Origin of the sequence: Rouxiella badensis (assembly GCF_026967515.2) — a bacterium.
Classification (GTDB): domain Bacteria; phylum Pseudomonadota; class Gammaproteobacteria; order Enterobacterales; family Enterobacteriaceae; genus Rouxiella; species Rouxiella badensis.
The window spans coordinates 1879349-1905788 of the sequence record NZ_CP114062.1; the positions used below are offsets into that span (position 1 = coordinate 1879349).

A 26440-nucleotide genomic window follows, 5' to 3' on the forward strand; every position below is an offset into this window, starting at 1 on the left:
TGACAGCGGCAAGATACCAACTTTCACCGCCAGAATTGTGAAGAATTTCACAAACATTTATCGTTGAAACTGAATAACTTTTCAATAGGGGCGATTAAATAACGATATAACGCAACATTTCATGCTGATTGGAAGAAATTAAACGGATTTTGATAGCAATGCTATCATTGCTATCACTCAACTCTGAGCCAGAAACACCGCCCCAATAAACAGGCATTAACACTGCACTTTTGGGGTGAAATCAGAATATTACTCCAATAAAAACCAGCAAAGGAAGATTCTCTGTTTTAGCTTCGACTAACGTGGCTTTGCCGCTTTGGAGAATTATAATTCTAATACTCTGCTAACACGGCACAGCCTGACAAACTCTCGCCTAGGCTTGCCGGCGAAATTCGCTTGGCGTGGTCCCTAAACGCCGCCTGAAATGATGACGTAACGTTTCCGCTGAACCAAAACCAGACTGCTCGGCAACGTGCTCTATGCTCAACGTCGGATTTTCGAGCAATCGACAGGCATTTTGCAGCCTGATCCCCAGCATCCACTCGCCCGGACTGGTACCGGTAGACTCCTGAAAACGACGAAGAAAGGTGCGGCGACTCATTCCCGCTTCGCTGGCCAGCTCGGCAATAGCCAGTGGCCTGTCGAGCGTTGCGCGTAATCTGTCGAGCAACGGAGAGAGACTTTTACCCTGCCGCGCGGTGACCGGCTGTGCAAGATACTGCGCCTGTTCGCCCTCACGGTGCGTCGAGGTCACCATCCTGCGCGCCGCGCGATTTGCGACCTCGGCCCCGAAATCACGTCGAATGACGTGCAGACATAAATCAACGCCTGCGGCACCGCCCGAAGAGGTAATAATGCTGCCCTCATCGACGTAGATAACGCCATGACTGACCTGAATTTTCGGATAGCGGCGAGCCAGTGCTTCGGTGCTATTCCAGTGTGCGGTGGCGCGTTTTCCGTCAAGTAATCCTGCCTCTGCCAACACAAAACTGCCCGCGCAAATTGACACTATCCGCGAGCCGTTTGCATGGGCACGGTGCAGCGCGGTAATCAGCTGCGGCGATGGCGGTTCATCAATACTGCGCCAACCAGGAATAACAATCGTGCCCGCGCCGTCGAGCAGCTCTAATCCGCCGTCGACGACGAGGCGAATCCCACCCTGCGCGCTAAAAATTCCGCTTTCGACCGAGGCGACCACCATCTCATACAGCGGTTCGCCGGTGACCTCATCAGCACGGCCAAAGGCTTCGACGGCGGTACCAAACTCGAAGGTACAAAGGCATTCATAAGCGAGAAGCACCAGGCGTCGATTCAACGCAGGCGCGCCTGAAAAAGTTGGCATAAATCACACTCTTTAAGTTGGCATAATATTGACGATATATGGCACGGGCGCATATTTCCAGCGCGGAGCAGATCTTTCATGCTGGCTGCCTCTAAAGTGACATAGGACTTTCTTATGGCCGTTTCCCCGACCACCAAAAACAGATTGGCATTAACCGCCGTATGCCTCGCAGCCATGATGAGCGGACTCGAGATATCCAGCGTACCGGTCATCCTGCCAATTCTGGAAAAGCAGATAGGGGCCAGCTTTGCCCAACTGCAATGGATCATGAATGCTTATACTCTCGCCTGCACCACGGTACTGATGGCGACCGGCACGCTAGCGGACCGCTTCGGACGTAAGCGACTCTTTCTTATCAGTATTATCGGCTTCGGCGTCACTTCATTAATGTGCGGCGTCGCACAAACGGCCTCGGTGATGATAGTGGGTCGGTTTCTTCAGGGGTTAAGCGGCGGTGCGATGCTGATTTGCCTGATTGCCATCCTCTCGTCGCAGTTTACCGAGGGTAAAGCCCGCAGCCGCGCCTTTACCGCCTGGGGAATGGTGTTTGGCTTTGGTCTGGGATTTGGCCCTATGATTGGTGGGATTATCGTGACGCAGGCCAGCTGGCAGTGGGTCTTTCTGGTACACGTTTTTATTGCGATGCTAACCTGGTTACTGGCTCGCAGCAATGTGCTCGAGTCGCGTGACACGGAGGATAAAAAGCTGGACGTCGGCGGACTCGTGACGCTGTCACTTACAGTGCTGGGCGCTACCTTCTATATTACTCAGGGCGGGCAGATGGGTTATAGCAGCTTAAACGCCCTAAGCATTCTCGGCGGTGCGCTACTTTGCGCCATTATCTTTGTCATCATTGAACGGCGTCACCCGCATCCGATGTTTGATTTTTCGGTTTTTAAGAACCGTTCTTTCTTTGGCGCATTATTGGGCTCGGCCGGCATGAACTTCAGCTTTTGGCCCTTTATGATTTACCTGCCTCTCTATTACCAGAGCGTGCTTGGCTTTGACATTATCTCGGCGGGCGGATACCTGCTTGCCTATACCCTGCCCACGCTGCTGATGCCGCCGGTTGCAGCACGACTCGTTCATCGCTTTGGTGCCGCCAGAATTATTCCCGCAGGCTTATTCGGCATCGGCATCGGGTTTCTGCTGATGAGAGTCGGCATCAGCCAGGCGTTCGGATTACTGCCCGGTGCCCTGCTGGCCGGTGCCGCGCTCGGACTGACCAATACACCCGTCACGCACACCACTACCGGCTCACTACCGGTCAGTCGCGCGGGGATGGCGTCAGGGATGGACATGAGTGCGCGATTGATAACCTTGGCCATCAATATCGCGGTTATGGGCAGTCTTCTGGTTGCCGGCATCGGTCATTATTTGCGTGATAAGTTGCCCGCTCGGCTCGATGCTGCACACTGGCAAACGCTGGCGGAGCGTATTGCTGGCGGCGAGCAGCTCGCGGGCGCGCCAGACACGCCATTCGTCTCAACGGCGCTGGCACGCGAGGCGCTTACCGCAGGCTTTAGCAACGTCCTGTTGTATGGCGCGCTGGGGGTTTCTCTGCTGGCGCTGGCGAGCCATCTTGTCTTCGCCTCGCGCAGCCGCACACCGATTTGTGTCGCCCCCTCGAAATTATAAAAGATGTTTATGGATAGAAGGTGCGCAGGGTGATTGACACCCTATCGCGGAAGGCTTATTAATTGAAACAGAGGGGCGAATATTCGCGCCTTCTGTGGCCCCGGAAACAATCATTAAATCGTTAACGCAGTAAAATTGTCTTGAAAAACATGATGCACGGTTAAGATTGAACTACGATTAGCAGTGGATGCATATTTTCTCAAACTATGTTGCGTCCGTAACTGACTGAGGGTGCGCTGATGACGACAAAGACCCAGGAACACAAAACTGAAGACAAACGTTTGAGTGATGGACCAGACTGGACGTTTGAATTACTTCAGGTTTATCTGGAAGAGATTGACCGGGTTGCCAAGAGTTATCGGCTGGAAACCTACCCGCATCAAATCGAGATAATTACCTCCGAGCAGATGATGGATGCCTACTCCAGCGTCGGCATGCCTATTAACTACACGCACTGGTCGTTCGGTAAGAAATTTATCGAAACCGAGCAGCGCTACAAACATGGCCAACAGGGCCTGGCCTACGAGATTGTGATTAACTCCAATCCTTGTATCGCCTATCTGATGGAAGAAAATACCATCACCATGCAGGCGTTGGTGATGGCACATGCCTGCTATGGGCATAACTCCTTCTTTAAAAACAACTATCTGTTCCGCAGTTGGACCGACGCTAGCTCAATCGTCGACTACCTTATCTTTGCACGGCGCTACATCAGCCAGTGCGAGGAGCGCTATGGCGTAGAAGAAGTCGAGCGCCTGCTTGACTCCTGTCATGCGCTGATGAATTACGGCGTTGACCGCTATAAACGCCCTCAAAAAATTTCTTTGGCAGAAGAGACCGCACGTCAGCAAAGCCGTGAAGCCTATCTGCAAAGTCAGGTAAACACACTGTGGAAGACGCTGCCGCGCCGCGACAAAGAGGATGCGCCGGAGCAGGTCCGTCGCTTCCCTTCCGAACCACAGGAAAACCTGCTGTACTTTATGGAAAAAAATGCGCCACTTCTGGAGCCGTGGCAGCGCGAGATTTTGCGTATCGTGCGTAAAATCAGCCAGTATTTTTATCCGCAGAAACAGACGCAGGTCATGAATGAAGGCTGGGCGACGTTCTGGCACTACACCATCCTTAATCATCTGTACGATGAAGGGAAAGTGAGCGACCGCTTTATCCTCGAGTTCTTGCACAGCCACACCAACGTGGTGTTCCAGCCGCCGTACAACAGCCCGTATTACAGCGGAATCAACCCTTACGCGCTGGGTTTCGCCATGTTCCAGGACATCAAGCGCATCTGCCAGTCGCCGACGGAAGAAGACAAATACTGGTTCCCGGACATCGCCGGTTCCGACTGGCTGGAGACGCTGCATTTTGCGATGCGCGACTTCAAGGACGAAAGCTTTATCAGCCAGTTTTTATCACCGAAAGTGATGCGCGATTTCCGTTTGTTTACGGTATTGGATGACGATCACAACAACTATCTTGAGATCTCCTCAATACACAACGAGGCGGGTTATCGGGCCATCCGTCAGGAGCTGTCTGCGCAGTACAACCTGAGTAACCATGAGCCGAACATCCAGGTGTGGAACGTTGACCTACGCGGTGACCGCTCGCTGACGCTGCGCTACATTCCGCAAGACCGAGCCCCGTTGGACAAGAGCCGCCGTGAGGTAATGAAACACATTCACCGCCTCTGGGGCTTCGACGTCTACATGGAGCAGTTGAACGAGGATGGTAGCATCGAAATGCTCGAACGCTGCCCGCCGCGCCCTTCCGCTCTTTAAGCGTTGCTCCATTGAAAAAGGGCGCCTCGGCGCCCTTTTTTATTGTTACTTTTGAATGTTTAATCAGTGCTTATTCTCTCAACGACGCTGATCGGTCAGGTCGTGAGGTACGCCACTTTGCATGCTGTGCCAAATAGCGCCACTGTTTTTACCGTAACTGCGTACGCAGTCAACGATGCGATCAAACTGCTTCTCTTCACAGATGTTTGACAGCGTCTTGTAAAAATCGACCGCCAACTTACGTGCTTCTGGATTAGAGAAATAATAACGTCCTACGCGAGTATAAAGCCCACGCAGGCCATTGATAATCAGCCCATAAATCGGGTTGCCGGAGGCAAAGGCCAAACCGCGGAAGATGCCGTAATCGAGTTCGGTGAAGGCTTCTGAGGTGTCGTCGGCAACCTCGGCCTTGGCCAGAACTTTTTGAGTCTCTTCTGGGTTCGAACGCATCGCTTTGCGGATAAAAATAGTCGCAATGTTGGTACGCACGGAGAGGAGGTTGTCGATGAGCTGCGGGACGCTCTCGTGATCCAGGCGGGCGAGCGTTTCGAGAATATTAAGACCGGACGTTTCCCAGAAGTTGTTTACCTTGGTCGGCTTACCGTGCTGGATAGTCAACCATCCGTCACGCGCCAGACGCTGCAACACTTCACGCAGGGTGGTACGGGTCACGCCAATCAGTTCAGAGAGCTCTCTTTCTGCTGGCAAAATAGACCCCGGCGGAAATCGACTGTTCCAAATACTTTCAATAATATATTCTTCGGCAAAACCGGCAGGACTCTGTGCCTTAATAACCATGTTTGTGGCTTTCCGTAACAGCTTCTACAAGCTGCCTATTCAGAAGTTATAATTCGGCTCATCATACCAGATGAAAATCACAGGTTATAGCGTCTGTTTAGTCGATATGTTGAAAATGTGCATGCCTTTGCAATTTTATGTATTTTCAATCATTAAGATGCTTCATCGCTATTTTAGTCATGTTTAAGCACTGTTTCACCGGTTAGATTCATATTAATAAAAATCGCCAGATTATCGACTTAAATGCTCTTTTTGGCGGAATTTTTCCTTAACCTGCTGGCACTTGGGATATTTTGGTTTACACTGCCAGTCGATAGCTTACTGCATGGAAAATAAACCTATGTTGCAATATCTTAACCGATGCTCGCAGGGGCGCGGCGCATGGCTCTTAATGGCACTGACCGCGTTAGTCCTCGAGTTGGTTGCGCTCTATTTCCAACACGTTATGTTGCTAAAACCTTGTGTAATGTGCATTTATGAGCGCTGCGCACTGTTCGGCATTATGGGTGCAGGCCTGGTGGGCGCAATTGCCCCGAAAACTTGGCTGCGCTATGGCGCAATATTGATTTGGATTTACAGCGCCTGGGAAGGTATCCGCCTGTCGTGGGAGCACACCATGATCCAACTCCACCCGTCACCTTTTGCGACCTGCGACTTTGCGGCCCGTTTCCCGAGTGGGTTACCGCTGGATAAATGGCTGCCAAGCGTCTTTGTTGCCACCGGTGACTGCGCAGAGCGATCCTGGACTTTGTTCAACTTGAGCATGCCACAGTGGTTAGTCGGCGTCTTCGGCGTGTTTATGCTGATAGCCGTTCTGGTTGTGATTGCCCAGTTCGTAAAAACCCGACGTCGCGAGCTTTTCGCGCGCTGATAGGTCAGGACATACCCGATTGCGTAAAAGGCTTCTCCGTTGAGAGGCCTTTTTCGTTTACGGCAAGTTACCAGACGCGGAATACTTTCCCGTTATCAATTCCGTCAACGCTTCGCCGATAGGCCAGCGCAACCCGACTCGCAGACGCACTTTCAAATCCTGGGAAAAACGGCGCATATTTATCCAGCGCCTCGGTCACCACGGTTGGGCTAACCGCATTAATACGCAGGCCTGCAAGTTCATTCGCGGCGGCAAGCACAAATCCCTCCAGCGCCGCATTGACCGCCGTCGCATTCACACCGGTACGAATGGGCTGATGCGTCAAAATGCCGGTGGTTAAGGTAAATGAACCGCCCGCATTAAGATGTTCTTTACCTATTAACACCAGCCTGACCTGCCCCAACAGCTTGTTCTGTAAACCCTGGTTAAATTGCTCTGCGGTCATCTCCGCCAAGGGTCCAAAATGAACGCTGCCCATGGTAGCGATAATCGCATCAACTTTACCGCTGCGTTCAAACAGCGCCTTCACGCTTGACTCCTCGGTCAGGTCAACCAGCAGATCGCCACGGCTTTTGCCGACACGAATAATTTCATGATCCTTTTCGAGATTTTCTGCCACTGCACGTCCAATAATGCCGCTGGCACCGATTATCATCACTTTCATCGTATTCTCCTCTTTGAATGAGATTTCATACTGACACGTTGCAATCAGGAGAAAAATGCGCAAATAATTTACACATTAATAACTAAAAGTTAGTAATCATGAATAAGATACGTTGGATGGAAGTGTTTGTGGCGATCGTTGAGACGGGCAATTTTAGCGAAGCGGCCAAAAGGCTCGATATCTCCTCGGTAATGGTCGGCAAAATGGTGGCGCAAATGGAAACCCATTTGCAGGCCAGTTTGCTAAAACGCAATACGCGCCGACAGACGCTAACGCAGGCCGGTAAGGCCTGGTACGAAGAGAGTTTGCATGTACTCACTGCCCTGCGCAGTGCGGAAAGCCGTATTGCCAGTCTGAGACGCTTTCCGGCCGGAAGCCTGCGGATATCCGCGTCGACAACGCTGGGGAGTTGTGCCATCGCCAGACTCTGTAGCGAGTTTCAGTTGAGCTTTCCTGACGTTGTGATTGAGCTCGACCTCAGCGAGCGTTTCGTTGATATCATTGCCGAGGGGTTTGACTTCGCTTTCCGTATCGGCGATTTGCCGGTCGACACGCCTCATGTTGCCCTGCGTCTGGGAGACTATCAGATGACTATCGCGGGCTCACCGGCTTATCTCGCACAATACGGCGAACCACGAAGCCTTGAGGAATTAGCCTCTCATCGCTGCCTGCGCTATAGCAACTGGAACAAACGCAACGCCTGGCGCAGCGGAGACGCCTTAATATGGCCGGCGAGTGCGACGTTCAGCTGCAACGATGGGCAAGCACTGCGGCAGTCTGCACTAAGCGGTACTGGGTTGATTTTTCAGCCTCGCCTGCTTTTAGCTGAAGACATTGCGGCGGGAAGGCTTAAACCTCTCCTGGCCGACTGTTTACCTGCGCCACGGCCCATTCACCTCATTTGGCCACAAGACCTGCACTTTAGCGCCAAACATCGCAGCTTTATAAGCTGGATCACTGAATTTGGGCCTCCTGCAATGGCATGAATTAATCTCGTGTCTTTGATGAACGCTTACACAATTCCTACACTGGCGATAATAACGCGAGGATATGATCACAACCGCTATCATTAGCCTATGTGTGTAAATTTTAGATATTATTTCTGCCCGTCTCCTTGGTGGGCTTTTTTTATTCTTATTTTTTTAGGATAAGGTTGATAGATTAAATCCGGAAACTGCCGGATACTTACCTTATTAAAGAAATGGAGGTAAGGCATGAAAAATACATTAAAGATGCTTAGCATTCTTGCAGTCGTTGTTTCGCTAAACGGCTGTATCTGGCCTGGCTATTATCACCATGACCACGGCTATCACGGCGGTGGTGGCTACTACCATCGCGGACCATAATCCCACTCAATAGAGTTAGGCAATCAGTGTGCTACAACCTGTTGAGATAGCGTGTAATAACTAAAACCCATCTTTGATGGGTTTTTTTATATTCAGCGTCATGCCTATGGTTCACTTTATTATAATCACTTGACCGATTGTTAGGATTGGGTAAGCTTGTTACTGAGTGTATTTAATGCATTCAATAACTCAAGAGAACATACATGAAATTAGATAACGATGATGCGTTCAAACTTGCGTCCAAATATATGGATAGCCAAGCTGAACAAATGACCGACGTTGGCTATTTTGTTAAATTTATCGAAGCTTATTTGCGATTCGAAGAATGGTTAGCAGCAGAAGATCCGATTGAAGCGGCGAAAAAGGCCAAAAAGCCTTTTAGGGTTGGACTCTAACAACCTGTTTTTTAAAGCTTCTTTATAAAACCAAAGCTCACCTCCTGGTGAGCTTTTTTATGCAGCCCGTCGCATAATCATGTTCCCTTGAAAGATAATTTTGACTCTGTAGGTGAGTGCCGAATACCGCATATCCTGAGATTTTCATCGCTACGACGCAAGATCGGCAGTTTTAACACCATAGGTAAGGTATAAAGTGCATCTTGCTTTCTCATATATTTCCCCAAATATTCTAAATTTTTAGTTAATGCCTTGAGATTGAGGAGCCTTTCCGACTCCTTCTTTATCTGTAAGAGGTGACAACCGAGAACGTTGAATCACTGCATCAGGTCAGTCTCCCGAGTGCGCTCTGCCAGCGAGTGCTGGACTGAGGCCGACGCCTGCGTTCTTCGAGATAGGCTGAAACGCACCATGAGAGACGGTCTGGATTAAGCTGCTTGCGGGTCTGGATATGACGGGCGTGGTACTGGAGGATTAGCTGTTCGGCTTCGTCGGTGCTGAGGTTATCGTGTAGAAACCAGCTTCGCTTCATGCTGCCTCCGACACCAATACGCACAGGTTGAAATCGGTACCCCGGTGATGGCCACAATCTGCCGATAGGACTTGCCCTCGCCCTTGAGTCTGACTACCTCGTTGACCGACGCCTGAGTGTGCTGATTGTTAGGTCCGCGGCTAAAATAGATGCCGTTGCGGCTTGCGAAAGCCATCAATGCGGCTTTGGTTCTGTTCAGAGTGTCTGCAATTTCCTGCGGAGAATACTGACCGGCCATCTCTTTAATCTTCTTGATGTCGCCGGTGGTGTATTCCCGCTTTATAACTTTTTTACCTTGTCCCTCTGACTGATGGTCATCAGAACGCCATTAATCACGGCATGTTCCTCAGCCTTTCGGTCATTAACATATTTCTTGAGAGTTAGACGACTAACGCCCAGGATCCTCGCCAGTTGAGCCTGATTACCTCTGGTCGATACCAGAAGGTCGGGAATTGTTTTTACGTTGATGTCCATACATTGCTCCTTCTAGAGTTGTCGTGCCCAGCGAAGATAAATCTCAACCACTTCTTCACTGCGCCTGATAATTGCGGCACACCGCTCTGCGGTGCTGACACGAGAGATCCAGCTACGGTCATGGTTGGAATAGATGTCGATGACCAGGAAGTCGGTAGAGGTGATTTTCATAAGGCGCCCCTTAGGCCATGTTTGGCTCGAAGTTCAGCGATTTTGTTGAGTACTTAACTGCGTAGTGTGAGAGTCTCTTCACGGACGGAATGCATCCCATTGGCATGCTGACGGGCAATATCCTTGATAGATATCACCCTAACTCTCTGATATTCATTAATTCGCTTTGCAGCGACGTAGGACAGTACGTCCATTGTGAAAAGAGCAAGATGTCTTCGGTGGCTAAGCAGATTTGTAATTAAACGCTGAAAGCCCTTCCTTTTCGTACTTTCAGTACATATTATTATTGAACTGAAAGTTTTTGCAAGTGGTTTACTATCGTACTCATGGTTCAAACTGAAAAACTGCGTGAAGAATTTGCTCAGAGGCTGGCGCAGGCCTGTAAAGACGCTGGGCTTGATGAACATGGACGTGGGATAGCCTTATCCCGCGCGACAGGTTTGTCTTCAAAAGGCGTGAGCAAGTGGTTAAACGCAGAATCGTTGCCGCGCCCTGCCGTCATGGCAGAGCTGGCCAAGTTTCTCAAGGTTGACCCCGTCTGGCTGCAGCTGGGAATCATCACCGGTGAAGGCAGCAACGTGTCCAACCCAAGGCCTTACACCCGAGGTACCCAATATCCGGTGATAAGCAAGGTCCAGGCCGGTGCCTGGAACGAAGCCATTGAGGCTTATAGCCTAAAAGATATCGACCAATGGCTTGAGTCTGACGCGCATATTCAGGGCGAGGGATTTTGGTTACTGGTTGACGGTGACTCGATGACCGCCCCCATGGGGCTCAGCATTCCTGAAGGGACCTTTGTCCTATTTGACACCGGCAAAGAGGCCACCAACGGCAAACTAGTGATCGCCAAACTGACCGATGCCAACGAAGCGACGTTCAAGAAGTTAGTGATAGACGGTAACCAGAAATACCTTAAGGGGTTAAATCCCGCCTGGCCGATGGTTCCGATCAATGGCAATTGCCGCATCATTGGCGTCGCCGTCGAGACTAAGTTCAGACTGCCATAATCCGCGCTATTAGATTAACGATACCGCCTAAACCCAGCCTTGCTGCTGGGTTTTTGTACCTGCCGTTCATTTTCATCCTCCTCCCCCGTTATTTGTTCAACCAATGACATCAAATATTTTTGAAATAAATCTCTTTACCCCTCAACAATTTAAACCAAAAGTACGAATTTTCCATGCGATTATGTACTTTTAATTCTTGCGAAACTCGTACCACTAGTTCAATATTTATTTTCAAACCGGCCTGGAAGAACGCGACTATAGAATCCTGTGCTGCCCGCTCTTTACAACGGTGCCTGACGCACCTACGTGGCTGAAAAGCCGATGAAACCCCGCTTGAACCTGGGCATATTGATAAATAGTGCCCGCCACATTCAGGAGACAGGTATGACACGCAGAACGCCTTTTAACGGAACCGCTGCCACGCGCCGTCGCGAAGCGCGCCAACATTTACAGACGCTCGCGGTCAATGACTTCAGCAAAGAGCTGGACGTAACACCCGCGCGGCCAAGTCGGGTCGAGCTAAGCTGCAAACGCAGGCCGGTCAGTCGGGTAGACAAGGCACTGTCGGTTCGTGAAACGCGCTACTACCCAAGCGGCGATAACCTTTGCCTGCCACAGGTCGCGCTATTTGCCGTCTCGCCTCGCAAATAATGCGGTATTGCAGTCCCAGACATCCGCACAAACTTAAAAACCTTTAAGCCGCCTCGCGCGGTTTTTTTACGCCCACATTTTACGTCGACACAATGATGAGGATGGAACTATGAGTACGGACAACGGTGGTCAGGCCTTTCCCCGCCCTTACAGCAAGGACGACTGGCTGGAGGAGCATAACTACGCGCAAGACGGTATGAGCCTACGCGATTTTCTGGCAGCGAAGGCCATGCTGGGATTGGTTATTTCCGAAGGTAGCGCCAGCGCGGCCAACGGTTACGCCGATCTGAGTACGGCATCCTATGCCCTGGCTGATGCCATGTTGGCCGAGAGGAGCAAATCATAAAAGAACATCATCGGGCCTCGTTAATACGGGGCTTAATCCCCTTTTAGAATCGAGGTTCGTATGAGCAAATTCGATGATTACATGGATGAATACGTTGAGGATATTGCCGGTATGGCAATCAAGAGAAGACACACGATGAGCCTGCCCCGCGTCGATTACATCAGAAAGATCTTTGATGAAATCTATCAACGCGGTTATGACGAGGCAATGGAAGAGACAGCATATAACAAGCAACCCAGGAGGCAGCACAATGGCTGATATCATCGACCAAGCAATGGAAGAATTTGAACACCACCTCAACGCAGCAATCGCCAACCGAGCCAAACCTGTCCCCCCTTCGCTGATTTGTAAAAACGGCGATTGTGGGCAACCCTCGCTTAATGGCACCCGCTATTGCAGCTGCGAATGCAGAGAAGATCACGAGAAAGAAGTCTGGTCGATAAAAAATCGAAAAATATCACGCTAATTGCTAGCCAAATTTTACCCGTGACCGTAAAAATGCATTTATTTACTCACGGGTAGTTATTTTTATTTTAAAAAATTACTTCAAAGCTCGAAATTAAATAATTTAACTTATAGCGTGCAATGGGTTTTAAGATTAATTAATAAAAACCTAAGCCAAATCTCATTACCCCCGCATTACTTTGACAAAAATTGCTATCAATCGCTAATTTGTTAGGCTTTCTCAAGAATTAAGGCTAAGTTAATCCCGCTTAAAATTCATAAAAGGGATGTTTTAATGAGTAAGGTTCAGGTCAAGAGCTTTAGTGAAGCTCAGGAGTTACTGTCTATCGGTGACGAAATCGATATCGAGCTGGCGTTTGACGTTACCACCGACGAGTTTTTCACCCTCGCCAAAGAGTGGTGCTGTGAAGGAGTAAAAATTAAAAAAGGCGATAAATTCTTTATCGTATCCAGAAAAAACTTCTTTATTCCCGCAATGAGTTAATGCCTGATTGACGGCATAACTTATCTCTCTACCTCGATGATTTAACGGGCTTCAGAAAATAGCGTGAAGCCCCGACTTTGGACATTCATTTCTGCAAAAGCTTCATATCAACAACAAAAAACCGCCCAAATGAGGTTCTAAATTGCTCAATATGAATCACTAACCCAATAAAATACATTTTCTAGCTAATTACCCAGCCACTGAGAATTATTTAAAATAAACATTATTTTCAATAAGATGCAGCATTGAGTTAGCAAGACCCACGATCATCTCATCGCTTTTGCCGCATTTGAAGTGTTTTTTGATGAGCTGATGCAAAATACCGTTCCCCAAACAGACTAGTTATACTGAGTTATAACTGAATGCCTCTATTTTGAGCCCAAACATACCCGATAAAAGTCAATGTCAGGCGCGTTCAAAAAGAGACGTGCTTTCACAACGGCATTGTTGCCTTTAAGAGGCTGGGAAAAACGATGATTGAACTCAATATAGTTTCGCTTAACGCCATATTACAACAGGGGCTTTGAGTAGGTATTTTTAGGGGGAAATTATACGACTATCCAAGAGGGGCTGAGATCCAAACGAAAGAGGAAAAACTTAATAGACTAACAGTAAAAATATCACTAACCCCATTCGGGCGAAATAAGCTGCTGCGTGGTAGCAAGATACCATGGCTTATTTTTTGATAGCCAAGACGGTTTTTTGGGGAAACAGCAAACATCTAGTGATGTTTAAAACACCGAGATTGTAAGATAGTTGGATAATGAATTATTTTTTAGACTCTTTCTTCTCTCAGACAACGAGCCAATCGCTTAACGATTGCTGAATTGATGGAAATTCCATCCATTGCAGCCATTCGCATAATTTCTTCTTTCATTCTTTCGGGCAAGCGAATCATAAACTGTTCACTTTTACTTTGCGTATGCAATAGGCTCATATATTTATAGCTGATCGAGCCAAAGTGAACGGCAGGTCAATGAATTCTGAAATATTGCAAATGATTGACGATAGTATTTCAGGTGCCTCTCAGACCGCTGAAACGGTAAAGCACTATGATGAACACTCCAGGATCATCATCGATCAGCAAAGAAAAATGTTAGCGGATCAGAATGCGCTATCCCGTTATCTGATGGGGGAAGTGACAGCAATACTCAAAGGGCTGATGCCAGACGCTGCAATTACAGAAAAATACAAATCTGCCCTCAAAGGGCTCGAGGATAATCAGGTGATTTTTGATAAAGAAATGGAGAAAATCACCCAAAGATAACCTCCGGAAATACACATCTCACAAGCGGCTAAAAACCTCTCTCCTATTGACCATTAAATAAATATTATTAAGATCTTTAGGTTGAAGAGACTGATGTTAAGGAGGCGAGGTGATAGGTTGGAAATTACTTGTGAGCCTGCTGGCTTTCGCGGTCGTTGGACTTGCACTATTTGGCTTTATTTTTTCATTTCTGCAGATCAAGTAAAGCGAGCAAACTGTATTTTTAGTCGTTGATTTACCTATTCCCTATAACAAAAAACCCGCTCAAAGCGGGTTTTTTTATCACTGTCACTTATCTGCTCAGGCTCAGGCCTTCATCGCTATCGTAAGTGCCAGCGAAATTATCGACAATTAAAGTCCGATAACATTAGCAGCAGAAGGACCCTTCGCGCCGTTCTCGATAGAGAACTCCACTTTTTGACCTTCGTCTAAAGTCTTAAAATCGCTGCTCTGGATAGCGGAGAAGTGCACGAACACGTCCTTGCTGCCATCTTGAGGAGTGATAAAACCGAAGCCTTTCTCAGGGTTAAACCATTTTACTAAACCAGTCATTTTGTTAGACATAGAGACTTCCTTTCATTTTTTTGAGCCACTTGCGTAGCGAACATGGCATGTTTTTCAGCATGTTACTTATTGGGCACTTAGGAGGAGGCTCATGAAGAAGGGTATCTAGTGATAACACTTGAAATGAGGACTGCTTTACTAAAACTGCTTTCATAAGGTCTGTGTTACAAACCGATAACAACATAATAGACCTGGTTTGATTTATTAAGCAAGGTTTAATTTTATTGATGTTTAAATGAGCCACCAAGGTTCCTTGAGCCAAAACATGCGTAATGGGGTGCTCCAGACCCTTATCATTGAGACATAAACAATAAAAGCCCTGACCATTGCAGTCAGGGCTTTTAAGGTACTACAGACTTAATATTTAACATTAATGGACTTAATCATTATTACTGCTAATGATACTGCATTTAAATGTACACGTTTACTAAAGATAATATCGGGTATTGATTTTTACTAAAGCCTCCCTAAATTTACCGTTAAGTTTTCTAACAACCCGATGATGCAATTCAAAAATAGCATCTTAAACAAGTACACTCCCCCTCGCGACATAGACTCTTGATGCGTGGCCTTACTTTCGTTGCGATTATCACACTCAATTAATCACGAAACAATATCGCAAACAATCACTTGTGTATCATGGCCTTACATCGTCGCGCTAACATCACTACTTTGCGATGACAAATACCGACTACATGGCCTTAAAACATTACCAATATTAAAAGAGCTTACTCTTAAAATCGGCAATCCCATACAACACACTTCGTGGCCTTTATCGCAAATACATCTTCAACTTAATTGATCTATCCAATTTAAACAGCAACATTGCCGCTGTTGAGTTCTAATTTACGGATTTAAAAAAAAGTGTCAATACTGTTTTTAATAACATGTTTTTATTACCAGTGCTCACAAATACTATCGCTTGAAACCTGTCATTAGAATATCTCCATTGCACAATCTTCTAATAGACTTAGCGACGTAGGCTCTGATAAATGACTATAGAGAGTAGTGCCAGGACAATAGATTCACAGCCTGCTGTAAATTCAAACAGTGTCAGAGAGTCTGATGCTAACTCTAAGACATCTTAAATGGCCTAATTTTATACGAATTTTATGATTAATTATTAATAATCAGAGGGTTAACCCATAATCACGCGGGTGGTTTATAAATTTTCAAAAAAATTATTAAAAAATCGATTTAAATCTAACTCTTTTTGATTACTTAACAATGCTATAGTCATTTTTGTGCTAAAAGCACATGTGTGTAAATATTACTGATTTGTTTGCCCATCTCTTGATGGGCCTTTTTCTACATCAACGGCAATCACAAAACTCTTCCCTGCACGCTTTGTTGATGATGTCTAAGGCTTGAAGTCACCCACTTTCAAGCTGGGCACGGGTATGAGCAGCCATTGAGGCATTGCCAAATAGCGTTAACAAGATATAGAAGAATAACCAAAGCTAGCAGTACACATCTGGAGTGGTGGAGAGGGAAAACTCGAACTGATGAGCGCACTATCGTATTTGTAGCGCGGCTGCCCATCAAATGGGCCATACTTCAGCCCAGAGGATTTATGACCTTTACGGCAAATGGATGAGCGAAAACAACTCAGACCAATGTCGGTTATGAATTCTGGTTTCAATCATTCTGTCCCAGATATGCCTCAAGCCCCAAAAATTTGAGTCACAAAAGCTTATACTTCAGAAACCTACCTGGCCCACTGCGGCTTATTCAAGATATGATCCTGCCAGTCAACAACGTCGTCTTCGCGTACCGCAATATTACGCACCGAGATGCGGGCGGCGTGCATGGCTGACTTGGACTCTTTATGCAACAGAGGATGCCATGGCAGCAGATCCTTGCCCTCACCAATCAGGCGATAGGCGCAGGTCGGCGGCAGCCAGTCGAACTTGGTCAGGTTCTCACGGGTCAGCTTGATGCAATCTTCTTCGAGCGCAAAACGATTCTCGTAATTGCGACACTGACAAGACTTGATGTTCAACTGGTTGCAGGCAACGTTGGTGAAGTAAATCTCGTCCGTGTCTTCATCGATTAGCTTATGTAAACAGCATTGCCCACAACCGTCGCACAGTGCTTCCCATTCATTATCGGTCATTTCAGACAGCGTTTTTTGCTGCCAAAAAGCGGGTTGAGACATAGTGACATCCGGTTTTAATAAAAATGAGGCTGACTATATAGACGCTTTAGCCTCGAGATGCAAGCAAAGCGACCCATAATAGCAGCCGCGTTGTGGTTGCGCCCTGTCATTCAACCCGCCTGTCAGATGACGCGGGTCGTAATTGCTTTGCCGTTGAGAAAGATTTCAAGAGCGTCACCGGCAGCTATTGGCCCTACGCCATGCGGCGTGCCGGTAATGATGATGTCGCCGGCGCGCAGTGTGAAGAATCGGCTCATGTAGGCAATCAGCGGCAATATTGGGGTGAGCATGTCGCACGTGTTGCCCTCTTGCCGCACCTCACCGTTGACCACTAATTTTAGTTCAGCCTGCTGTGCATCACCAAACTCGCTGGCAGAAATAAATCCCGACACTGGGCAGGAACCATCGAAGCCTTTAGCCTTATCCCAGGGCTGCCCGTGCTTGATAAATTCGCTCTGCAGTTCGCGCAGAGTCAAATCGAGCGCAACGCCATAACCTGCAATCGCCTCACTCACCCGCTGCTCGTTCGCCTGCTTTAAAGGTGAACCGATTAATACGGCAAGCTCTACCTCGTGGTGAACCACGCCGAAATCCTTGGGGATGGCGACGGGTTGCAAAATATCGCACAGCGCGGTTTCCGGTTTGATAAACACCAAGGGCTCTGTCGATGCTGCGCTGCTCATCTCTTTGATATGTTTTGCATAGTTATTACCTACGCAAACCACCTTACTCACGGGATAATCCAGAAACGCGCCATGCCAATCACGATGCTGATACATTGGGCTCTCTCCCTTGCCAGCCGGTTGTTGCTGGCTAAAAATAGGTCGCTATTGCACGGAGGCTCCGGCGATATCATCTGCCATCATGCCAACGCTGATAGCGAAATAGTAAGAGCGATTCCAGTGCATGATGGTCCTAAAGTTATCGTAAACCATAAATGCGCGCCCCTGATCGGAGTCTGGCGTAATAATCCAGGCACGCGTCACAGAAGCAGGTAAAGGTTTACCGTCCAGCGACAGCACGCCCTTTTGCTGCCATTCTGCGGCGCTGTGCGCCTGATCGTTTTTCAAACCAACCTGCGTGGTGTCAAAACCGGCGGGTAATTTGACCTCCATTCCCCACCCCTGATTTGCCTTCCATCCTTCAGATGACAGATAGTTCGCCGCAGAGGCAAAGACGTCGGAGGTATTGTTCCAGATATCAATCTTGCCGTCACCGTCACCGTCAGCGCCATACCTCAGGTAAGAGCTAGGCATAAACTGCGTCTGCCCCATCGCGCCGGCCCATGAACCTTTCATCATCTCACTGGTTGCCTTACCTTGTTCAACAATAGTCAGTGCTGCGATTAATTCATTGGTGAAAAATGCTTCCCGGCGACCTTCAAAGGCCAGCGTCGCCAGCGCCGAGAATGCGTCATCTTTGCCCTGTATCTTTCCGTAATTACTTTCCATGCCCCACAGCGCGACAACATACTGTGGCTGTACAGCATAGCGGTCACTGACTTTTTGCAGTTCGGCCGCGTGTTGTTGAGCCAAAGCCTGGCCCTGCTGGATTTTAGAGGTAACAAGTACGCGGCGCAGATAGTCGTCGAGGGTTATCTTGTTTTCAGGCTGATTTTGATCGAGGCTGATAGCTCTGTCGACGAAATGCACGTTGGCAAATGCGCTATCGAGGGTTTTCTGGCTTATACCCTGCTGTCTGGCCTTTTGTTTAAGCTGTTCAACGTAGGCAGGAAACTCTGCAGGATTGCGTCCCTCGGCGGCTAAGGTCGTTTGGGCAGGTTTGGCGGCAGCAGGCGCCACAGTGGCAGCAGGAACGCTTGCAGGGGCAGACTGGGTCTTATCGTTCGCGCAGCTGCTTAATGCCACAGCGCCCATCGCCAGGGTGATAACCGATAGTTTTAAGCTCATCGCGTGCTTCCTTTTCTTGGCAACCTTTATGGCAATGCTTCATTGCAAATGCATTGTGCTTCTCATAAGGGCTAACGTGCAGGAGCGCGAGGATGAATGCAAGACTCCCGCCTCTCATTTTCATAAAAGACGGGATATGTCAGATTTTCCCTAGAATAATCTGATTATTTATTGTCTGAGCCGAGGTGGATATTTAATAGACTCTCGGTCGGAGGTGGCACCTGCAGGTAATAGCCGCGCTCGGTCAGCTCTTGTTTAACTTTTTCAATATCTGCGGTCGCAAGCTTCTCGCGCGTGCCCAGGTTAACCATCATAGAAAACACCGGCTTGCCGAAACTTTTCATCAGTTCTTCAGGAACCTGAGTGAAATCGTCTTTTTTTTCGACATACAGGTAGGTTTGATCACGTTTATTACTTCTATAAATTGCACAAAGCATTTTTTTAACTCTATTTTATTGGAACGGTGGCTTGCCTAGATATAGCTGTAACTATACCATGCATAACGTACATCGGAATATCGCCCCCCGTGTGGTATTCCGGGGATTTAAAGATGCTGAGACTGAGTCAGGATAGATGTCACAATCGCCAATAGAACTAAAAGGCAGCAGTTTTACCTTATCGGTTGTTCATTTACACAGTGCACAACCCGAGGTTATTCATCAGGCATTACAAGAAAAGTTGGAGCAAGCTCCTGCATTTCTGAAAAATGCCCCTGTTGTTATCAATGTTGCAGCACTCACCGGTGATGCAGACTGGAAAAAAATTCAACAGGCTGTCGTTTCTGCAGGCTTTCGCGTTGTAGGCATCAGTGGGTGCAAAGATGAACAGCAAAAGCGTGCGCTTTCGCTTACCGGTTTACCGCTGCTAAGCGAAGGACGCGTCAAGCGTGCCCTTGCAGAGCCGCCGGCCCCGGTTCCGGTGATACCGGATAATGCCCCTGCCAAAACGCGGATTGTCAGTACGCCAGTCCGTTCAGGTCAACAAATTTATGCCCGTAACAGCGATCTTATTGTAACCAGCAGCGTGAGTGCCGGTGCCGAGCTTATTGCCGACGGCAACATTCATATTTATGGCATGATGCGCGGTCGTGCATTGGCCGGCGCTGCGGGTGATACGAATTGTCAGATATTTTGCACGCATCTTGGCGCTGAGCTAGTCTCTATCGCAGGCCAGTATTGGCTGAGCGATCAAATCCCGTCCAACTATTTTGGACAGGCTGCGAGACTTCGCCTCCAGGATAACGTGTTAACCGTACAACCTTTATATTAAGTTTCTGCGCCTCTTTTACCCTCTGGGGCAGACACTACGACCTTTGACAAGGAATCTTTACATGGCACGCATAATTGTTGTTACATCGGGTAAAGGGGGCGTTGGCAAGACTACTTCAAGCGCAGCCATTGCTACCGGCCTTGCCCAAAAAGGCAAAAAGACCGTCGTCATTGATTTCGACATCGGTTTGCGTAATCTCGACCTGATCATGGGTTGCGAACGTCGCGTTGTGTATGATTTTGTCAATGTTATTCAGGGTGATGCCACGCTGAATCAGGCACTTATCAAAGATAAGCGCACCGAAAACCTCTACATTTTACCGGCATCACAAACGCGTGACAAAGACGCGTTGACCCGTGATGGCGTTGAAAAAATCCTGAAAGACCTGGCCGATATGGACTTTGATTTCATCGTCTGTGACTCTCCGGCAGGGATCGAAACCGGCGCGCTGATGGCACTGTATTTTGCCGACGAAGCCGTCATCACTACCAACCCTGAAGTCTCTTCTGTTCGTGACTCCGACCGCATTTTGGGCATTTTGTCTTCAAAATCCCGCCGTGCGGAACAGGGTCAGGATCCTATCAAAGAACACCTGCTTCTTACCCGCTACAACCCTGGCCGCGTTAGCCGTGGCGACATGCTGAGCATGGAAGACGTGCTGGAAATCCTGCGCATTCCACTGGTTGGCGTGATCCCTGAAGATCAATCGGTGCTGCGTGCGTCCAATCAGGGCGAACCGGTTATTCTGGACCAGGAGTCTGACGCAGGTAAGGCATACGATGACACGGTCAGTCGTTTGCTGGGTGAGGAACGTGCGTTCCGTTTTATTGAGGAAGAGAAGAAGAGTTTCCTGAAACGCCTGTTTGGGGGATAAGCCATGGCATTGTTAGATTTCTTTTTGTCCCGCAAAAAATCGACAGCCAACATAGCCAAGGAACGGCTACAGATCATCGTAGCTGAACGGCGTCGAGGGGACAGTGAACCCGCCTATTTGCCTGACCTGAAGCGTGATATTTTAGCGGTCATCTGTAAGTACATTCAGATTGACCCTGAAATGCTCCACGTGCAGTTCGAGCAGAAAGGCGACGATATATCGGTGCTTGAATTGAACGTGACGCTTCCTGAGTCAGAGTCGGAAGAAGCACCAAAATGATCGGCTTTGAGTAACCCTCCCCTGTTCCTGGAACAGGGGATGATTTTTTCCGCCCGTTGACGTTCTGACGGTAGATATTCACGACTTTTACTTTTTGAAATGACCAGAATGCTTGAATAATTGTATTCAGGTATGTGACCTGAAAAATAACAGGCAGTGGTTTTGAGGTAGGGTCATTGAATAGATCGAAATCCTGTTCGGAATTAGGAGCAGTTTCCCTTTCTAACCGCCAAATAAAACGTCCAACAAACCCTCGGTTGCTGAACGTTGCTTAAAATGGATTTATCAGAAAGCGCTAGCGATTATACGATACCGTATTTTTTCTCAGTTACAAATTTAGATTCTTTCCAGTTCGGGCCTTTTACGATTTTCCCATTTTGATCAGTTAGTACACCTTTTCTAAATAACTCATCGTATTTAGATGAAAGCTCTCCATAGGTAACTACACCATATCGGTTGTATGTAAATAACTTATCTAACTTTGGATAGTCAGACGTTGGTCCTAAAAATGTTAATATATCCTCTACACTTTCATTTTTGATTATATCTTTTAAAGACATTGAATTATCCTCCCAAGGCACCTTTTAGTTCCTGTTCACAATCGGCTTGTAGGGTCTCATCAGTATAAAGGCTCAGTTCTCTTTCGTTTATTTTATAATCCTCTAGAGTTGCAGTATGGGTATTATCCCATTGTTCTTTTCGCCTAGAAATGCTTTGAGAAACTTCGCCATCTTTGATCCGCTGTATAGCTATCGCTGTTTCCAAGACTGCATAAGACCCCCCTGTTTTTATCCAGGGGAGTCTTTATCTGATTGGCAGCAAGGCTAGCGGAGAAAAAGACCGCCCTGTCTTAAAACAGATATTTGAATCTCAGCCGTGCGCCATAACGAGGTTGATGATTGCCCTGCTCTTCAGAGGAGGCATTTAGCCAGGACGTGTAGGCACCCAGATAAATATTGAAGTTAGGCATTGCCATAATATCAGGAAGCTGCCAGGAAGTATGCAGAGTGTGAATATCATAATTACCCGGCGCCAGAATCGAACATTCATTATCACAGCTTTCATTAACTCCAGAAATATTAAACTCGGAAATCTTGTTGTGAGCATAAATATATCCCAGCTCGACGCGATGCCAGAGCGCATTAACGCCCGCACTGAAGTCCTTCTCCTCTTTCGCATTCATCATGGCGGTGTTGAGGTTAACGACCATCCCATTCTCGAGATCGTTTTTCAGCGTATTCCACGTCATGGTTAAGCCATAGCCCGTGCGCCTGGACTGATCGTTCCATTTCCCGTTGCCGTCGTTATAACCATAGGCATTCTTGACCAGATTGCTTTCCATCGCCGCCGCAACGGAGTAAATACCGGATTGCCACGCCACAACCGGACGTGTGTACACCACATTTTTTTGATTTTCCAATTCCGTGCCGTGGTAGCGGCTGTCGACATACAGAGAACTGCCATCCTCGACCAGGTTATTGAGCTCAAAATACCAGTTGCCAAGGGTTTTGCTGACCAACAGGTTGCCACCGCTGTTGCTGCGGCCGCGTGCCTCTTTCATCATGTAAATATAGCCGTAGCCGTCGCTGTAGAGATTGTTTGCGGTATTACCGGAATACTCGACAAAAGTGTCCTGATTCAGCGGGAACATATCGTAGGCCTCAAAACGCCCGACTTTCATCTGCCAATCGTTTTGTTGGCCAAAGAAGAATACCGCATCGTCAAGATTCATCTTGCCATTCATATCCGCCAGCGGCTGAACGTTGAATCCGGCGTAACGGCCAGCGGTCGACCTTTGCATCCCTTCCAGACCTAACAATATACGTCCATTAATATCCCAACGCTCCTTATTACCCGGTGCCCAGTTTTTATTAGCGCTAGTTTTTAACGAAGTTAAACTGCCCGTACGGCTTGCGCCATCGAGATTAAATTCAACGTCACCATAGAACTTTAGTTCTGCATTAGGATTTGATTTCACTAAAGGGGGACTTTCTCTTTTAACCACGGCGACGATATTCTCTTTTATTTCACCCGCCCCTTGCTTTAGCTTTATAATTTCCGCCTCAGCTTTATCCGCGCGTTTTTCTGCGGACTGTAACCGCTGTTCGAGTAACGCAAACCGCTGCTCTAATGTGAGAGAGGATTGTGCAAGAAGATCACCAGAGAAAATACTGAAACACAGCACCAGTCCGACTTTTTTATTCATCGAATTAATCCTTGCCGAAGGGTTATATTTTATTATTAATGTGAGAAACCCGCCCGTTTATTACGGGCAAGGTCATTATTTACAAATTATTTTAAATACCAGGCACCACTTTCATTGAGCACGGCTTTACCTGACCAGGCAAAGATATGCAGCTTTCGTTGGTCGGGATAAATACGACTGCTCAGGCAGGCTTCCCCATCATTAACAAAAACCTCAACGGAGGACTTGTCGAAAAAGACCCGAAGTGACAATGCTGCCGTCTGCGGTAATGGCACGCTGCGTTGGCCACAGAGTCCAAACTGCGGATAATGACGTTCCAGAATCAGGCGTTGGGCCTGGTTATCAACATACAGCCGCATCCCCTCCTCCAGAGCAATACCGTACTGCTCTGCATCACTCCCCACCCTGTCCCACTCGAGAATCACCTCCGTCGTTTCGCAGTGGTCCATCACGCACAGCGCCTGATTATCCAGAGTCTGCGCCGACCAGCTTGAGAAATCCTGACGCATTGCTTCGACCTCTTTTACGGGTCGCATTTGCAGACGATTTTCCGCCGTCAGGGTAAGTTCACGAGGTAAAGAGAGCATTCCCGCCCATCCGTCACGCTGTTCCGGCATCGGTGATTCCCACATGGCCAACCATCCAATCACAATGCGTCGACCATCGGGTGCCAGGAAACTTTGTGGCGCATAAAAATCGTGCCCGTGGTCTAGCTCCTGAAACGCGACTTCTTGCACAAAGTTTTCTCCCGGTTGCCAGTGCCCCACGATAGACCCGCTCTGGAATAAGTTCCGATTCGAATATCCCTCGGCTTGCATACCTTGCGGGGAAAACATCAACACCTGTTTGCCCCGCAGCGTGAAGAAATCCGGGCATTCCCACATGAATCCCATGCCTTGCGGGGCGACAGCAAGCACCCCTTCATCATGCCAGTGGCGAAGATCCTCTGAGCGATAGAGCCTTACCATGCCGGTATCTTCGGTGCGTGCGCCGACAACCATGTACCAGCTCTCGCCCTCTTTCCAGACTTTAGGATCGCGGAAATGGTGCAGTCCGGCCGGCGTATCGAGCACCTGTCCCTGTCGATTAAAATGAATGCCGTCCTCGCTGGTTGCCAGGCATTGCACCTGATAAAGGTTATCGTCGCTCGCAGGACAGCCGTGAAACTTATGCCCGGTATAGACGAGGGCTAGCTCGTTACCGTTGACAACCGCAGAGCCTGAGAAGCACCCGTCTTTATCTTCCGGTCCTTCTGGCGCGAGCGCGACGGGCAGATGTTCCCAGTGCAGTAAATCGCGGCTTCGTGCGTGGCCCCAATGCATAGGCCCCCACTGCGTGGAATAAGGATGATGCTGGTAAAATGCGTGATACCAGCCCTCAAACCAGACCAGGCCATTAGGATCATTCATCCAGCCTGCTCTTGCCGCCAGATGATATTCGGGGTACCAGCGCCTGTTCAGCTGTTCACCTTTAACCCTGAGTGCTTGTTCGGCTTTGTCTATTAATAACGTCATATTCATTCACTCTTATTTCATTCAAACGGCAGAAGGTTGTGACAATAAATCTTCTGGAGAGGGCTTATTGCTGCGTAAAAGAAAGATTGAGATAAAGGTGGTGCTAAATACCATCAGCCCCATGATGAGATAGGATTGGGCAAATCCATATTTTTCATAGCTATAGCCGGCCAGCGGAGAGAGGACCGTCGCAATCACCGAGCTGGTGCAGGCAAAGCCAACAAGATAGAGGGTTGAGGAGAGACGTTTATCGAAGTTGAGACTGTTATATTTAAAGATGGAAACCAGCAGAACGGGGAGTTCTACGGCATGCAGCAGTTTGGTGACGGAAATGAGCAGCGGCCCTTCCACCAGCCCCGAGGCAATCATGCGCAGAGCCATCGTCATGCCAGCAAAGATCAATCCGTTTTTGGCCCCCACGCGATTCACCAGCCATGGGGCGCAGAACATCCCGGCCGCCTCCAGGAAGACCTGGAACGAATTGAGATAGCCGAACATCGCATTCCCCTGATGCAGGGTGGCAAACTGAGAGGCAAAATAAACCGGAAACTGCTGGTCGTAGACGCCGTAGATGCAGGTTCCAACCACAAAAAACACCAGTTTCCAAAAGCGCGATAAGGTCAATAATCTCAGCGCGTCTTCAAGCGTGACTTTCGCCATCCCCAGTTCGAGTTTCTCAAGGCTCGCTGGCGTATTCACTTTTAAACGTGCCAGCAGACCAAAGAACACCAGCCCGGAGCATGACGCCACCAGAAAGTTGAGTTTTGGATTGATATTGAACAGAATGCCGGCAAAGAAGGTCGCCACTGCCCAGCCCAGCGACCCCCACATGCGAGCCCTGCCAAATTCAAAGGTGCTTTGACGCGCCACCCGCTCGGTGTAAGACTCGAGGACTCCAATCCCCCCGTTAAAGGTCATTCCGACAAACACGCCACCGAAAATACTGCCCAGCAAAATATTGATACCGAGCAGATAACCGAACAGCAGATAGGCTGGCCCGGAAAGGAACAGCAGCGCGGTGATGTACCACAGCAGGTTCTTGCGTAAACCGAGCCGGTCCTGAATAAAGCCATAAAAAACCTGGGCACAGAGCGCCGAGACTGACATTACGGAAAAAATAATCCCGGTATCCATGGCTTTCAATCCCACCTCCTGATGTAACCAAATGGAAAGCAAAGAGCCGGAGGATGACCAGCTCACAAAAAAGAAGAACAACAGCGCACTTAAAAGCGAGTAACTGCGAGAATGATGTTTTTTCATCATAACGATCTCTATGAGGGATAATGATGAAATGGTAACGTTAACAAATCATCACCCTCACCTGCTTTTGCGGCGATACATGATGTTAATCACACAAGTTAACGTTAACATAGTGCAATTGGGAGCATGATCAAATTTTAACGTCATGTTTAAAGACTCCTCAGGGAGATGACGGTGAAC

At 48.3% G+C, this 26440-nt stretch carries 34 protein-coding genes; 16 read left to right on the forward strand and 18 right to left on the reverse strand.

What is annotated here, in order from left to right; all coding sequences use genetic code 11:
• Positions 1–373: 373 nt before the first annotated feature.
• Positions 374–1342 carry a helix-turn-helix domain-containing protein gene (locus tag O1V65_RS08760; protein WP_227956141.1) on the reverse strand — a complete coding sequence of 323 codons (969 nt, stop codon included), beginning with the start codon at positions 1340–1342 and terminating at the stop codon, positions 374–376.
• 114 nt (positions 1343–1456) lie between these two features.
• On the opposite strand from O1V65_RS08760, the gene O1V65_RS08765 reads away from it, so the two are divergent.
• Positions 1457–2980, forward strand: a complete 1524-nt coding sequence (locus O1V65_RS08765; RefSeq protein WP_165429678.1) for an MFS transporter — start codon at positions 1457–1459, stop codon at positions 2978–2980.
• Positions 2981–3219: 239 nt separating this feature from the next.
• Positions 3220–4755, forward strand: coding sequence for a SpoVR family protein (locus O1V65_RS08770; protein ID WP_017490985.1), 1536 nt, complete (start codon positions 3220–3222; stop codon positions 4753–4755).
• A 78-nt stretch (positions 4756–4833) separates the two neighbouring features.
• On the opposite strand, the gene fadR is transcribed toward O1V65_RS08770, so the two are convergent.
• A complete protein-coding gene (gene fadR, locus O1V65_RS08775; protein ID WP_017490984.1) occupies positions 4834–5553 on the reverse strand; it encodes a fatty acid metabolism transcriptional regulator FadR in 720 nt (239 codons plus the stop codon).
• A gap of 340 nt (positions 5554–5893) precedes the next feature.
• Here fadR and dsbB point away from each other — a divergent pair, with 340 nt between their 5' ends.
• Positions 5894–6424 (forward strand): disulfide bond formation protein DsbB, encoded by a 531-nt coding sequence (dsbB, locus tag O1V65_RS08780; protein ID WP_017490983.1) that lies wholly within the window; start codon positions 5894–5896, stop codon positions 6422–6424.
• Positions 6425–6491: 67 nt separating this feature from the next.
• On the opposite strand, the gene O1V65_RS08785 is transcribed toward dsbB, so the two are convergent.
• On the reverse strand, positions 6492–7088 hold the full coding sequence (locus O1V65_RS08785; RefSeq protein ID WP_084913202.1) for a short chain dehydrogenase: 597 nt from the start codon (positions 7086–7088) through the stop codon (positions 6492–6494).
• Between the two features lie 98 nt (positions 7089–7186).
• Between O1V65_RS08785 and O1V65_RS08790 the strand changes: the two genes are divergently transcribed.
• The 3 genes from O1V65_RS08790 to O1V65_RS08800 all read left to right on the forward strand — a co-directional run bounded on the left by O1V65_RS08790 (position 7187) and on the right by O1V65_RS08800 (position 8829).
• Positions 7187–8074, forward strand: a complete 888-nt coding sequence (locus O1V65_RS08790; protein ID WP_206023959.1) for a LysR family transcriptional regulator — start codon at positions 7187–7189, stop codon at positions 8072–8074.
• Between the two features lie 228 nt (positions 8075–8302).
• On the forward strand, positions 8303–8434 hold the full coding sequence (locus O1V65_RS08795; RefSeq protein ID WP_017490980.1) for a hypothetical protein: 132 nt from the start codon (positions 8303–8305) through the stop codon (positions 8432–8434).
• A 203-nt stretch (positions 8435–8637) separates the two neighbouring features.
• The gene (locus tag O1V65_RS08800; protein WP_017490979.1) at positions 8638–8829 is read left to right on the forward strand and encodes a hypothetical protein; all 192 of its coding nucleotides are present in this window, start codon (positions 8638–8640) and stop codon (positions 8827–8829) included.
• 325 nt (positions 8830–9154) lie between these two features.
• Here the strand turns inward: O1V65_RS08800 and O1V65_RS08805 are convergent, their stop codons facing one another.
• From O1V65_RS08805 to O1V65_RS08820, 4 genes are read right to left on the reverse strand one after another with little or no spacing between them, the layout of a single operon-like run.
• A complete protein-coding gene (locus O1V65_RS08805) occupies positions 9155–9361 on the reverse strand; it encodes a hypothetical protein (protein WP_081601392.1) in 207 nt (68 codons plus the stop codon).
• The gene (locus tag O1V65_RS08810; RefSeq protein ID WP_017490978.1) at positions 9333–9599 is read right to left on the reverse strand and encodes a hypothetical protein; all 267 of its coding nucleotides are present in this window, start codon (positions 9597–9599) and stop codon (positions 9333–9335) included. Before O1V65_RS08810 ends, O1V65_RS08805 begins: the two co-directional genes overlap by 29 nt.
• Before the next feature lie 41 nt (positions 9600–9640).
• Positions 9641–9835 (reverse strand): helix-turn-helix domain-containing protein, encoded by a 195-nt coding sequence (locus O1V65_RS08815; protein ID WP_017490977.1) that lies wholly within the window; start codon positions 9833–9835, stop codon positions 9641–9643.
• Positions 9836–9847: 12 nt separating this feature from the next.
• On the reverse strand, positions 9848–10006 hold the full coding sequence (locus O1V65_RS08820) for a hypothetical protein (protein ID WP_017490976.1): 159 nt from the start codon (positions 10004–10006) through the stop codon (positions 9848–9850).
• Positions 10007–10332: 326 nt separating this feature from the next.
• Here O1V65_RS08820 and O1V65_RS08825 point away from each other — a divergent pair, with 326 nt between their 5' ends.
• From O1V65_RS08825 to O1V65_RS08850, 6 genes are all read left to right on the forward strand, one after another.
• A complete protein-coding gene (locus O1V65_RS08825) occupies positions 10333–11013 on the forward strand; it encodes a LexA family protein (protein WP_084913180.1) in 681 nt (226 codons plus the stop codon).
• 384 nt (positions 11014–11397) lie between these two features.
• The gene (locus O1V65_RS08830) at positions 11398–11664 is read left to right on the forward strand and encodes a transcriptional antitermination N peptide (RefSeq protein ID WP_017490974.1); all 267 of its coding nucleotides are present in this window, start codon (positions 11398–11400) and stop codon (positions 11662–11664) included.
• Between the two features lie 109 nt (positions 11665–11773).
• Positions 11774–12010 carry a hypothetical protein gene (locus tag O1V65_RS08835; RefSeq protein WP_017490973.1) on the forward strand — a complete coding sequence of 79 codons (237 nt, stop codon included), beginning with the start codon at positions 11774–11776 and terminating at the stop codon, positions 12008–12010.
• A gap of 60 nt (positions 12011–12070) precedes the next feature.
• Complete coding sequence (locus tag O1V65_RS08840; RefSeq protein ID WP_017490972.1) at positions 12071–12268, forward strand: hypothetical protein; 198 nt, start codon at positions 12071–12073, stop codon at positions 12266–12268.
• On the forward strand, positions 12261–12476 hold the full coding sequence (locus tag O1V65_RS08845; RefSeq protein WP_017490971.1) for a hypothetical protein: 216 nt from the start codon (positions 12261–12263) through the stop codon (positions 12474–12476). Before O1V65_RS08840 ends, O1V65_RS08845 begins: the two co-directional genes overlap by 8 nt.
• A gap of 273 nt (positions 12477–12749) precedes the next feature.
• Positions 12750–12959, forward strand: a complete 210-nt coding sequence (locus O1V65_RS08850) for a hypothetical protein (protein WP_017490970.1) — start codon at positions 12750–12752, stop codon at positions 12957–12959.
• Positions 12960–13734: 775 nt separating this feature from the next.
• Here the strand turns inward: O1V65_RS08850 and O1V65_RS08855 are convergent.
• Positions 13735–13896 carry an Arc family DNA-binding protein gene (locus O1V65_RS08855; RefSeq protein WP_081601391.1) on the reverse strand — a complete coding sequence of 54 codons (162 nt, stop codon included), beginning with the start codon at positions 13894–13896 and terminating at the stop codon, positions 13735–13737.
• Positions 13897–13902: 6 nt separating this feature from the next.
• Between O1V65_RS08855 and O1V65_RS08860 the strand changes: the two genes are divergently transcribed.
• Positions 13903–14226 (forward strand): Arc family DNA-binding protein, encoded by a 324-nt coding sequence (locus O1V65_RS08860; RefSeq protein ID WP_227953452.1) that lies wholly within the window; start codon positions 13903–13905, stop codon positions 14224–14226.
• 351 nt (positions 14227–14577) lie between these two features.
• On the opposite strand, the gene cspE is transcribed toward O1V65_RS08860, so the two are convergent.
• The 5 genes from cspE to O1V65_RS08885 form a co-directional block, all read right to left on the reverse strand.
• Entirely contained in the window at positions 14578–14790 is a 213-nt protein-coding gene (cspE, locus tag O1V65_RS08865) for a transcription antiterminator/RNA stability regulator CspE (protein ID WP_017490967.1), read from the reverse strand.
• A gap of 1708 nt (positions 14791–16498) precedes the next feature.
• Entirely contained in the window at positions 16499–16948 is a 450-nt protein-coding gene (locus tag O1V65_RS08870) for a YcgN family cysteine cluster protein (protein WP_017490966.1), read from the reverse strand.
• A 122-nt stretch (positions 16949–17070) separates the two neighbouring features.
• Complete coding sequence (locus O1V65_RS08875) at positions 17071–17727, reverse strand: fumarylacetoacetate hydrolase family protein (protein ID WP_017490965.1); 657 nt, start codon at positions 17725–17727, stop codon at positions 17071–17073.
• Positions 17728–17775: 48 nt separating this feature from the next.
• On the reverse strand, positions 17776–18858 hold the full coding sequence (locus O1V65_RS08880) for a lytic murein transglycosylase (protein ID WP_017490964.1): 1083 nt from the start codon (positions 18856–18858) through the stop codon (positions 17776–17778).
• Positions 18859–19022: 164 nt separating this feature from the next.
• Complete coding sequence (locus tag O1V65_RS08885) at positions 19023–19295, reverse strand: YcgL domain-containing protein (protein ID WP_017490963.1); 273 nt, start codon at positions 19293–19295, stop codon at positions 19023–19025.
• A gap of 136 nt (positions 19296–19431) precedes the next feature.
• Here O1V65_RS08885 and minC point away from each other — a divergent pair, with 136 nt between their 5' ends.
• The 3 genes from minC (at position 19432) to minE (ending at position 21280) form a co-directional block, all read left to right on the forward strand.
• Positions 19432–20127 carry a septum site-determining protein MinC gene (gene minC, locus O1V65_RS08890; protein WP_017490962.1) on the forward strand — a complete coding sequence of 232 codons (696 nt, stop codon included), beginning with the start codon at positions 19432–19434 and terminating at the stop codon, positions 20125–20127.
• 61 nt (positions 20128–20188) lie between these two features.
• The gene (gene minD / locus O1V65_RS08895) at positions 20189–21001 is read left to right on the forward strand and encodes a septum site-determining protein MinD (protein ID WP_017490961.1); all 813 of its coding nucleotides are present in this window, start codon (positions 20189–20191) and stop codon (positions 20999–21001) included.
• A gap of 3 nt (positions 21002–21004) precedes the next feature.
• On the forward strand, positions 21005–21280 hold the full coding sequence (gene minE, locus O1V65_RS08900; RefSeq protein WP_017490960.1) for a cell division topological specificity factor MinE: 276 nt from the start codon (positions 21005–21007) through the stop codon (positions 21278–21280).
• Positions 21281–21582: 302 nt separating this feature from the next.
• Here minE and O1V65_RS08905 read toward each other — a convergent pair whose 3' ends face one another.
• From O1V65_RS08905 to O1V65_RS08925, 5 genes are all read right to left on the reverse strand, one after another.
• Positions 21583–21840, reverse strand: a complete 258-nt coding sequence (locus O1V65_RS08905; protein WP_269130429.1) for an immunity protein — start codon at positions 21838–21840, stop codon at positions 21583–21585.
• 4 nt (positions 21841–21844) lie between these two features.
• Positions 21845–22045: a hypothetical protein gene (locus tag O1V65_RS08910; RefSeq protein ID WP_269130430.1), complete on the reverse strand. Its 201-nt coding sequence runs from the start codon at positions 22043–22045 to the stop codon at positions 21845–21847.
• A gap of 85 nt (positions 22046–22130) precedes the next feature.
• Positions 22131–23486 carry a carbohydrate porin gene (locus O1V65_RS08915; protein ID WP_084913006.1) on the reverse strand — a complete coding sequence of 452 codons (1356 nt, stop codon included), beginning with the start codon at positions 23484–23486 and terminating at the stop codon, positions 22131–22133.
• An 86-nt stretch (positions 23487–23572) separates the two neighbouring features.
• Complete coding sequence (locus tag O1V65_RS08920; protein ID WP_084913023.1) at positions 23573–25000, reverse strand: glycoside hydrolase family 32 protein; 1428 nt, start codon at positions 24998–25000, stop codon at positions 23573–23575.
• 21 nt (positions 25001–25021) lie between these two features.
• Complete coding sequence (locus O1V65_RS08925; protein ID WP_269130431.1) at positions 25022–26263, reverse strand: MFS transporter; 1242 nt, start codon at positions 26261–26263, stop codon at positions 25022–25024.
• Positions 26264–26440 lie beyond the last annotated feature (177 nt).

Bases quoted from the DNA above. Each gene is read 5' to 3' on its own strand.
- O1V65_RS08760 (WP_227956141.1), bottom strand. From the start codon at position 1,342: ATGCCAACTTTTTCAGGCGCGCCTGCGTTGAATCGACGCCTGGTGCTT.
- O1V65_RS08765 (WP_165429678.1), top strand. From the start codon at position 1,457: ATGGCCGTTTCCCCGACCACCAAAAACAGATTGGCATTAACCGCCGTA.
- O1V65_RS08770 (WP_017490985.1), top strand. From the start codon at position 3,220: ATGACGACAAAGACCCAGGAACACAAAACTGAAGACAAACGTTTGAGT.
- fadR (WP_017490984.1), bottom strand. From the start codon at position 5,553: ATGGTTATTAAGGCACAGAGTCCTGCCGGTTTTGCCGAAGAATATATT.
- dsbB (WP_017490983.1), top strand. From the start codon at position 5,894: ATGTTGCAATATCTTAACCGATGCTCGCAGGGGCGCGGCGCATGGCTC.
- O1V65_RS08785 (WP_084913202.1), bottom strand. From the start codon at position 7,088: ATGAAAGTGATGATAATCGGTGCCAGCGGCATTATTGGACGTGCAGTG.
- O1V65_RS08790 (WP_206023959.1), top strand. From the start codon at position 7,187: ATGAATAAGATACGTTGGATGGAAGTGTTTGTGGCGATCGTTGAGACG.
- O1V65_RS08795 (WP_017490980.1), top strand. From the start codon at position 8,303: ATGAAAAATACATTAAAGATGCTTAGCATTCTTGCAGTCGTTGTTTCG.
- O1V65_RS08800 (WP_017490979.1), top strand. From the start codon at position 8,638: ATGAAATTAGATAACGATGATGCGTTCAAACTTGCGTCCAAATATATG.
- O1V65_RS08805 (WP_081601392.1), bottom strand. From the start codon at position 9,361: ATGAAGCGAAGCTGGTTTCTACACGATAACCTCAGCACCGACGAAGCC.
- O1V65_RS08810 (WP_017490978.1), bottom strand. From the start codon at position 9,599: ATGGCCGGTCAGTATTCTCCGCAGGAAATTGCAGACACTCTGAACAGA.
- O1V65_RS08815 (WP_017490977.1), bottom strand. From the start codon at position 9,835: ATGGACATCAACGTAAAAACAATTCCCGACCTTCTGGTATCGACCAGA.
- O1V65_RS08820 (WP_017490976.1), bottom strand. From the start codon at position 10,006: ATGAAAATCACCTCTACCGACTTCCTGGTCATCGACATCTATTCCAAC.
- O1V65_RS08825 (WP_084913180.1), top strand. From the start codon at position 10,333: ATGGTTCAAACTGAAAAACTGCGTGAAGAATTTGCTCAGAGGCTGGCG.
- O1V65_RS08830 (WP_017490974.1), top strand. From the start codon at position 11,398: ATGACACGCAGAACGCCTTTTAACGGAACCGCTGCCACGCGCCGTCGC.
- O1V65_RS08835 (WP_017490973.1), top strand. From the start codon at position 11,774: ATGAGTACGGACAACGGTGGTCAGGCCTTTCCCCGCCCTTACAGCAAG.
- O1V65_RS08840 (WP_017490972.1), top strand. From the start codon at position 12,071: ATGAGCAAATTCGATGATTACATGGATGAATACGTTGAGGATATTGCC.
- O1V65_RS08845 (WP_017490971.1), top strand. From the start codon at position 12,261: ATGGCTGATATCATCGACCAAGCAATGGAAGAATTTGAACACCACCTC.
- O1V65_RS08850 (WP_017490970.1), top strand. From the start codon at position 12,750: ATGAGTAAGGTTCAGGTCAAGAGCTTTAGTGAAGCTCAGGAGTTACTG.
- O1V65_RS08855 (WP_081601391.1), bottom strand. From the start codon at position 13,896: ATGAGCCTATTGCATACGCAAAGTAAAAGTGAACAGTTTATGATTCGC.
- cspE (WP_017490967.1), bottom strand. From the start codon at position 14,790: ATGTCTAACAAAATGACTGGTTTAGTAAAATGGTTTAACCCTGAGAAA.
- O1V65_RS08870 (WP_017490966.1), bottom strand. From the start codon at position 16,948: ATGTCTCAACCCGCTTTTTGGCAGCAAAAAACGCTGTCTGAAATGACC.
- O1V65_RS08875 (WP_017490965.1), bottom strand. From the start codon at position 17,727: ATGTATCAGCATCGTGATTGGCATGGCGCGTTTCTGGATTATCCCGTG.
- O1V65_RS08880 (WP_017490964.1), bottom strand. From the start codon at position 18,858: ATGAGCTTAAAACTATCGGTTATCACCCTGGCGATGGGCGCTGTGGCA.
- O1V65_RS08885 (WP_017490963.1), bottom strand. From the start codon at position 19,295: ATGCTTTGTGCAATTTATAGAAGTAATAAACGTGATCAAACCTACCTG.
- minC (WP_017490962.1), top strand. From the start codon at position 19,432: ATGTCACAATCGCCAATAGAACTAAAAGGCAGCAGTTTTACCTTATCG.
- minD (WP_017490961.1), top strand. From the start codon at position 20,189: ATGGCACGCATAATTGTTGTTACATCGGGTAAAGGGGGCGTTGGCAAG.
- minE (WP_017490960.1), top strand. From the start codon at position 21,005: ATGGCATTGTTAGATTTCTTTTTGTCCCGCAAAAAATCGACAGCCAAC.
- O1V65_RS08905 (WP_269130429.1), bottom strand. From the start codon at position 21,840: ATGTCTTTAAAAGATATAATCAAAAATGAAAGTGTAGAGGATATATTA.
- O1V65_RS08915 (WP_084913006.1), bottom strand. From the start codon at position 23,486: ATGAATAAAAAAGTCGGACTGGTGCTGTGTTTCAGTATTTTCTCTGGT.
- O1V65_RS08920 (WP_084913023.1), bottom strand. From the start codon at position 25,000: ATGACGTTATTAATAGACAAAGCCGAACAAGCACTCAGGGTTAAAGGT.
- O1V65_RS08925 (WP_269130431.1), bottom strand. From the start codon at position 26,263: ATGATGAAAAAACATCATTCTCGCAGTTACTCGCTTTTAAGTGCGCTG.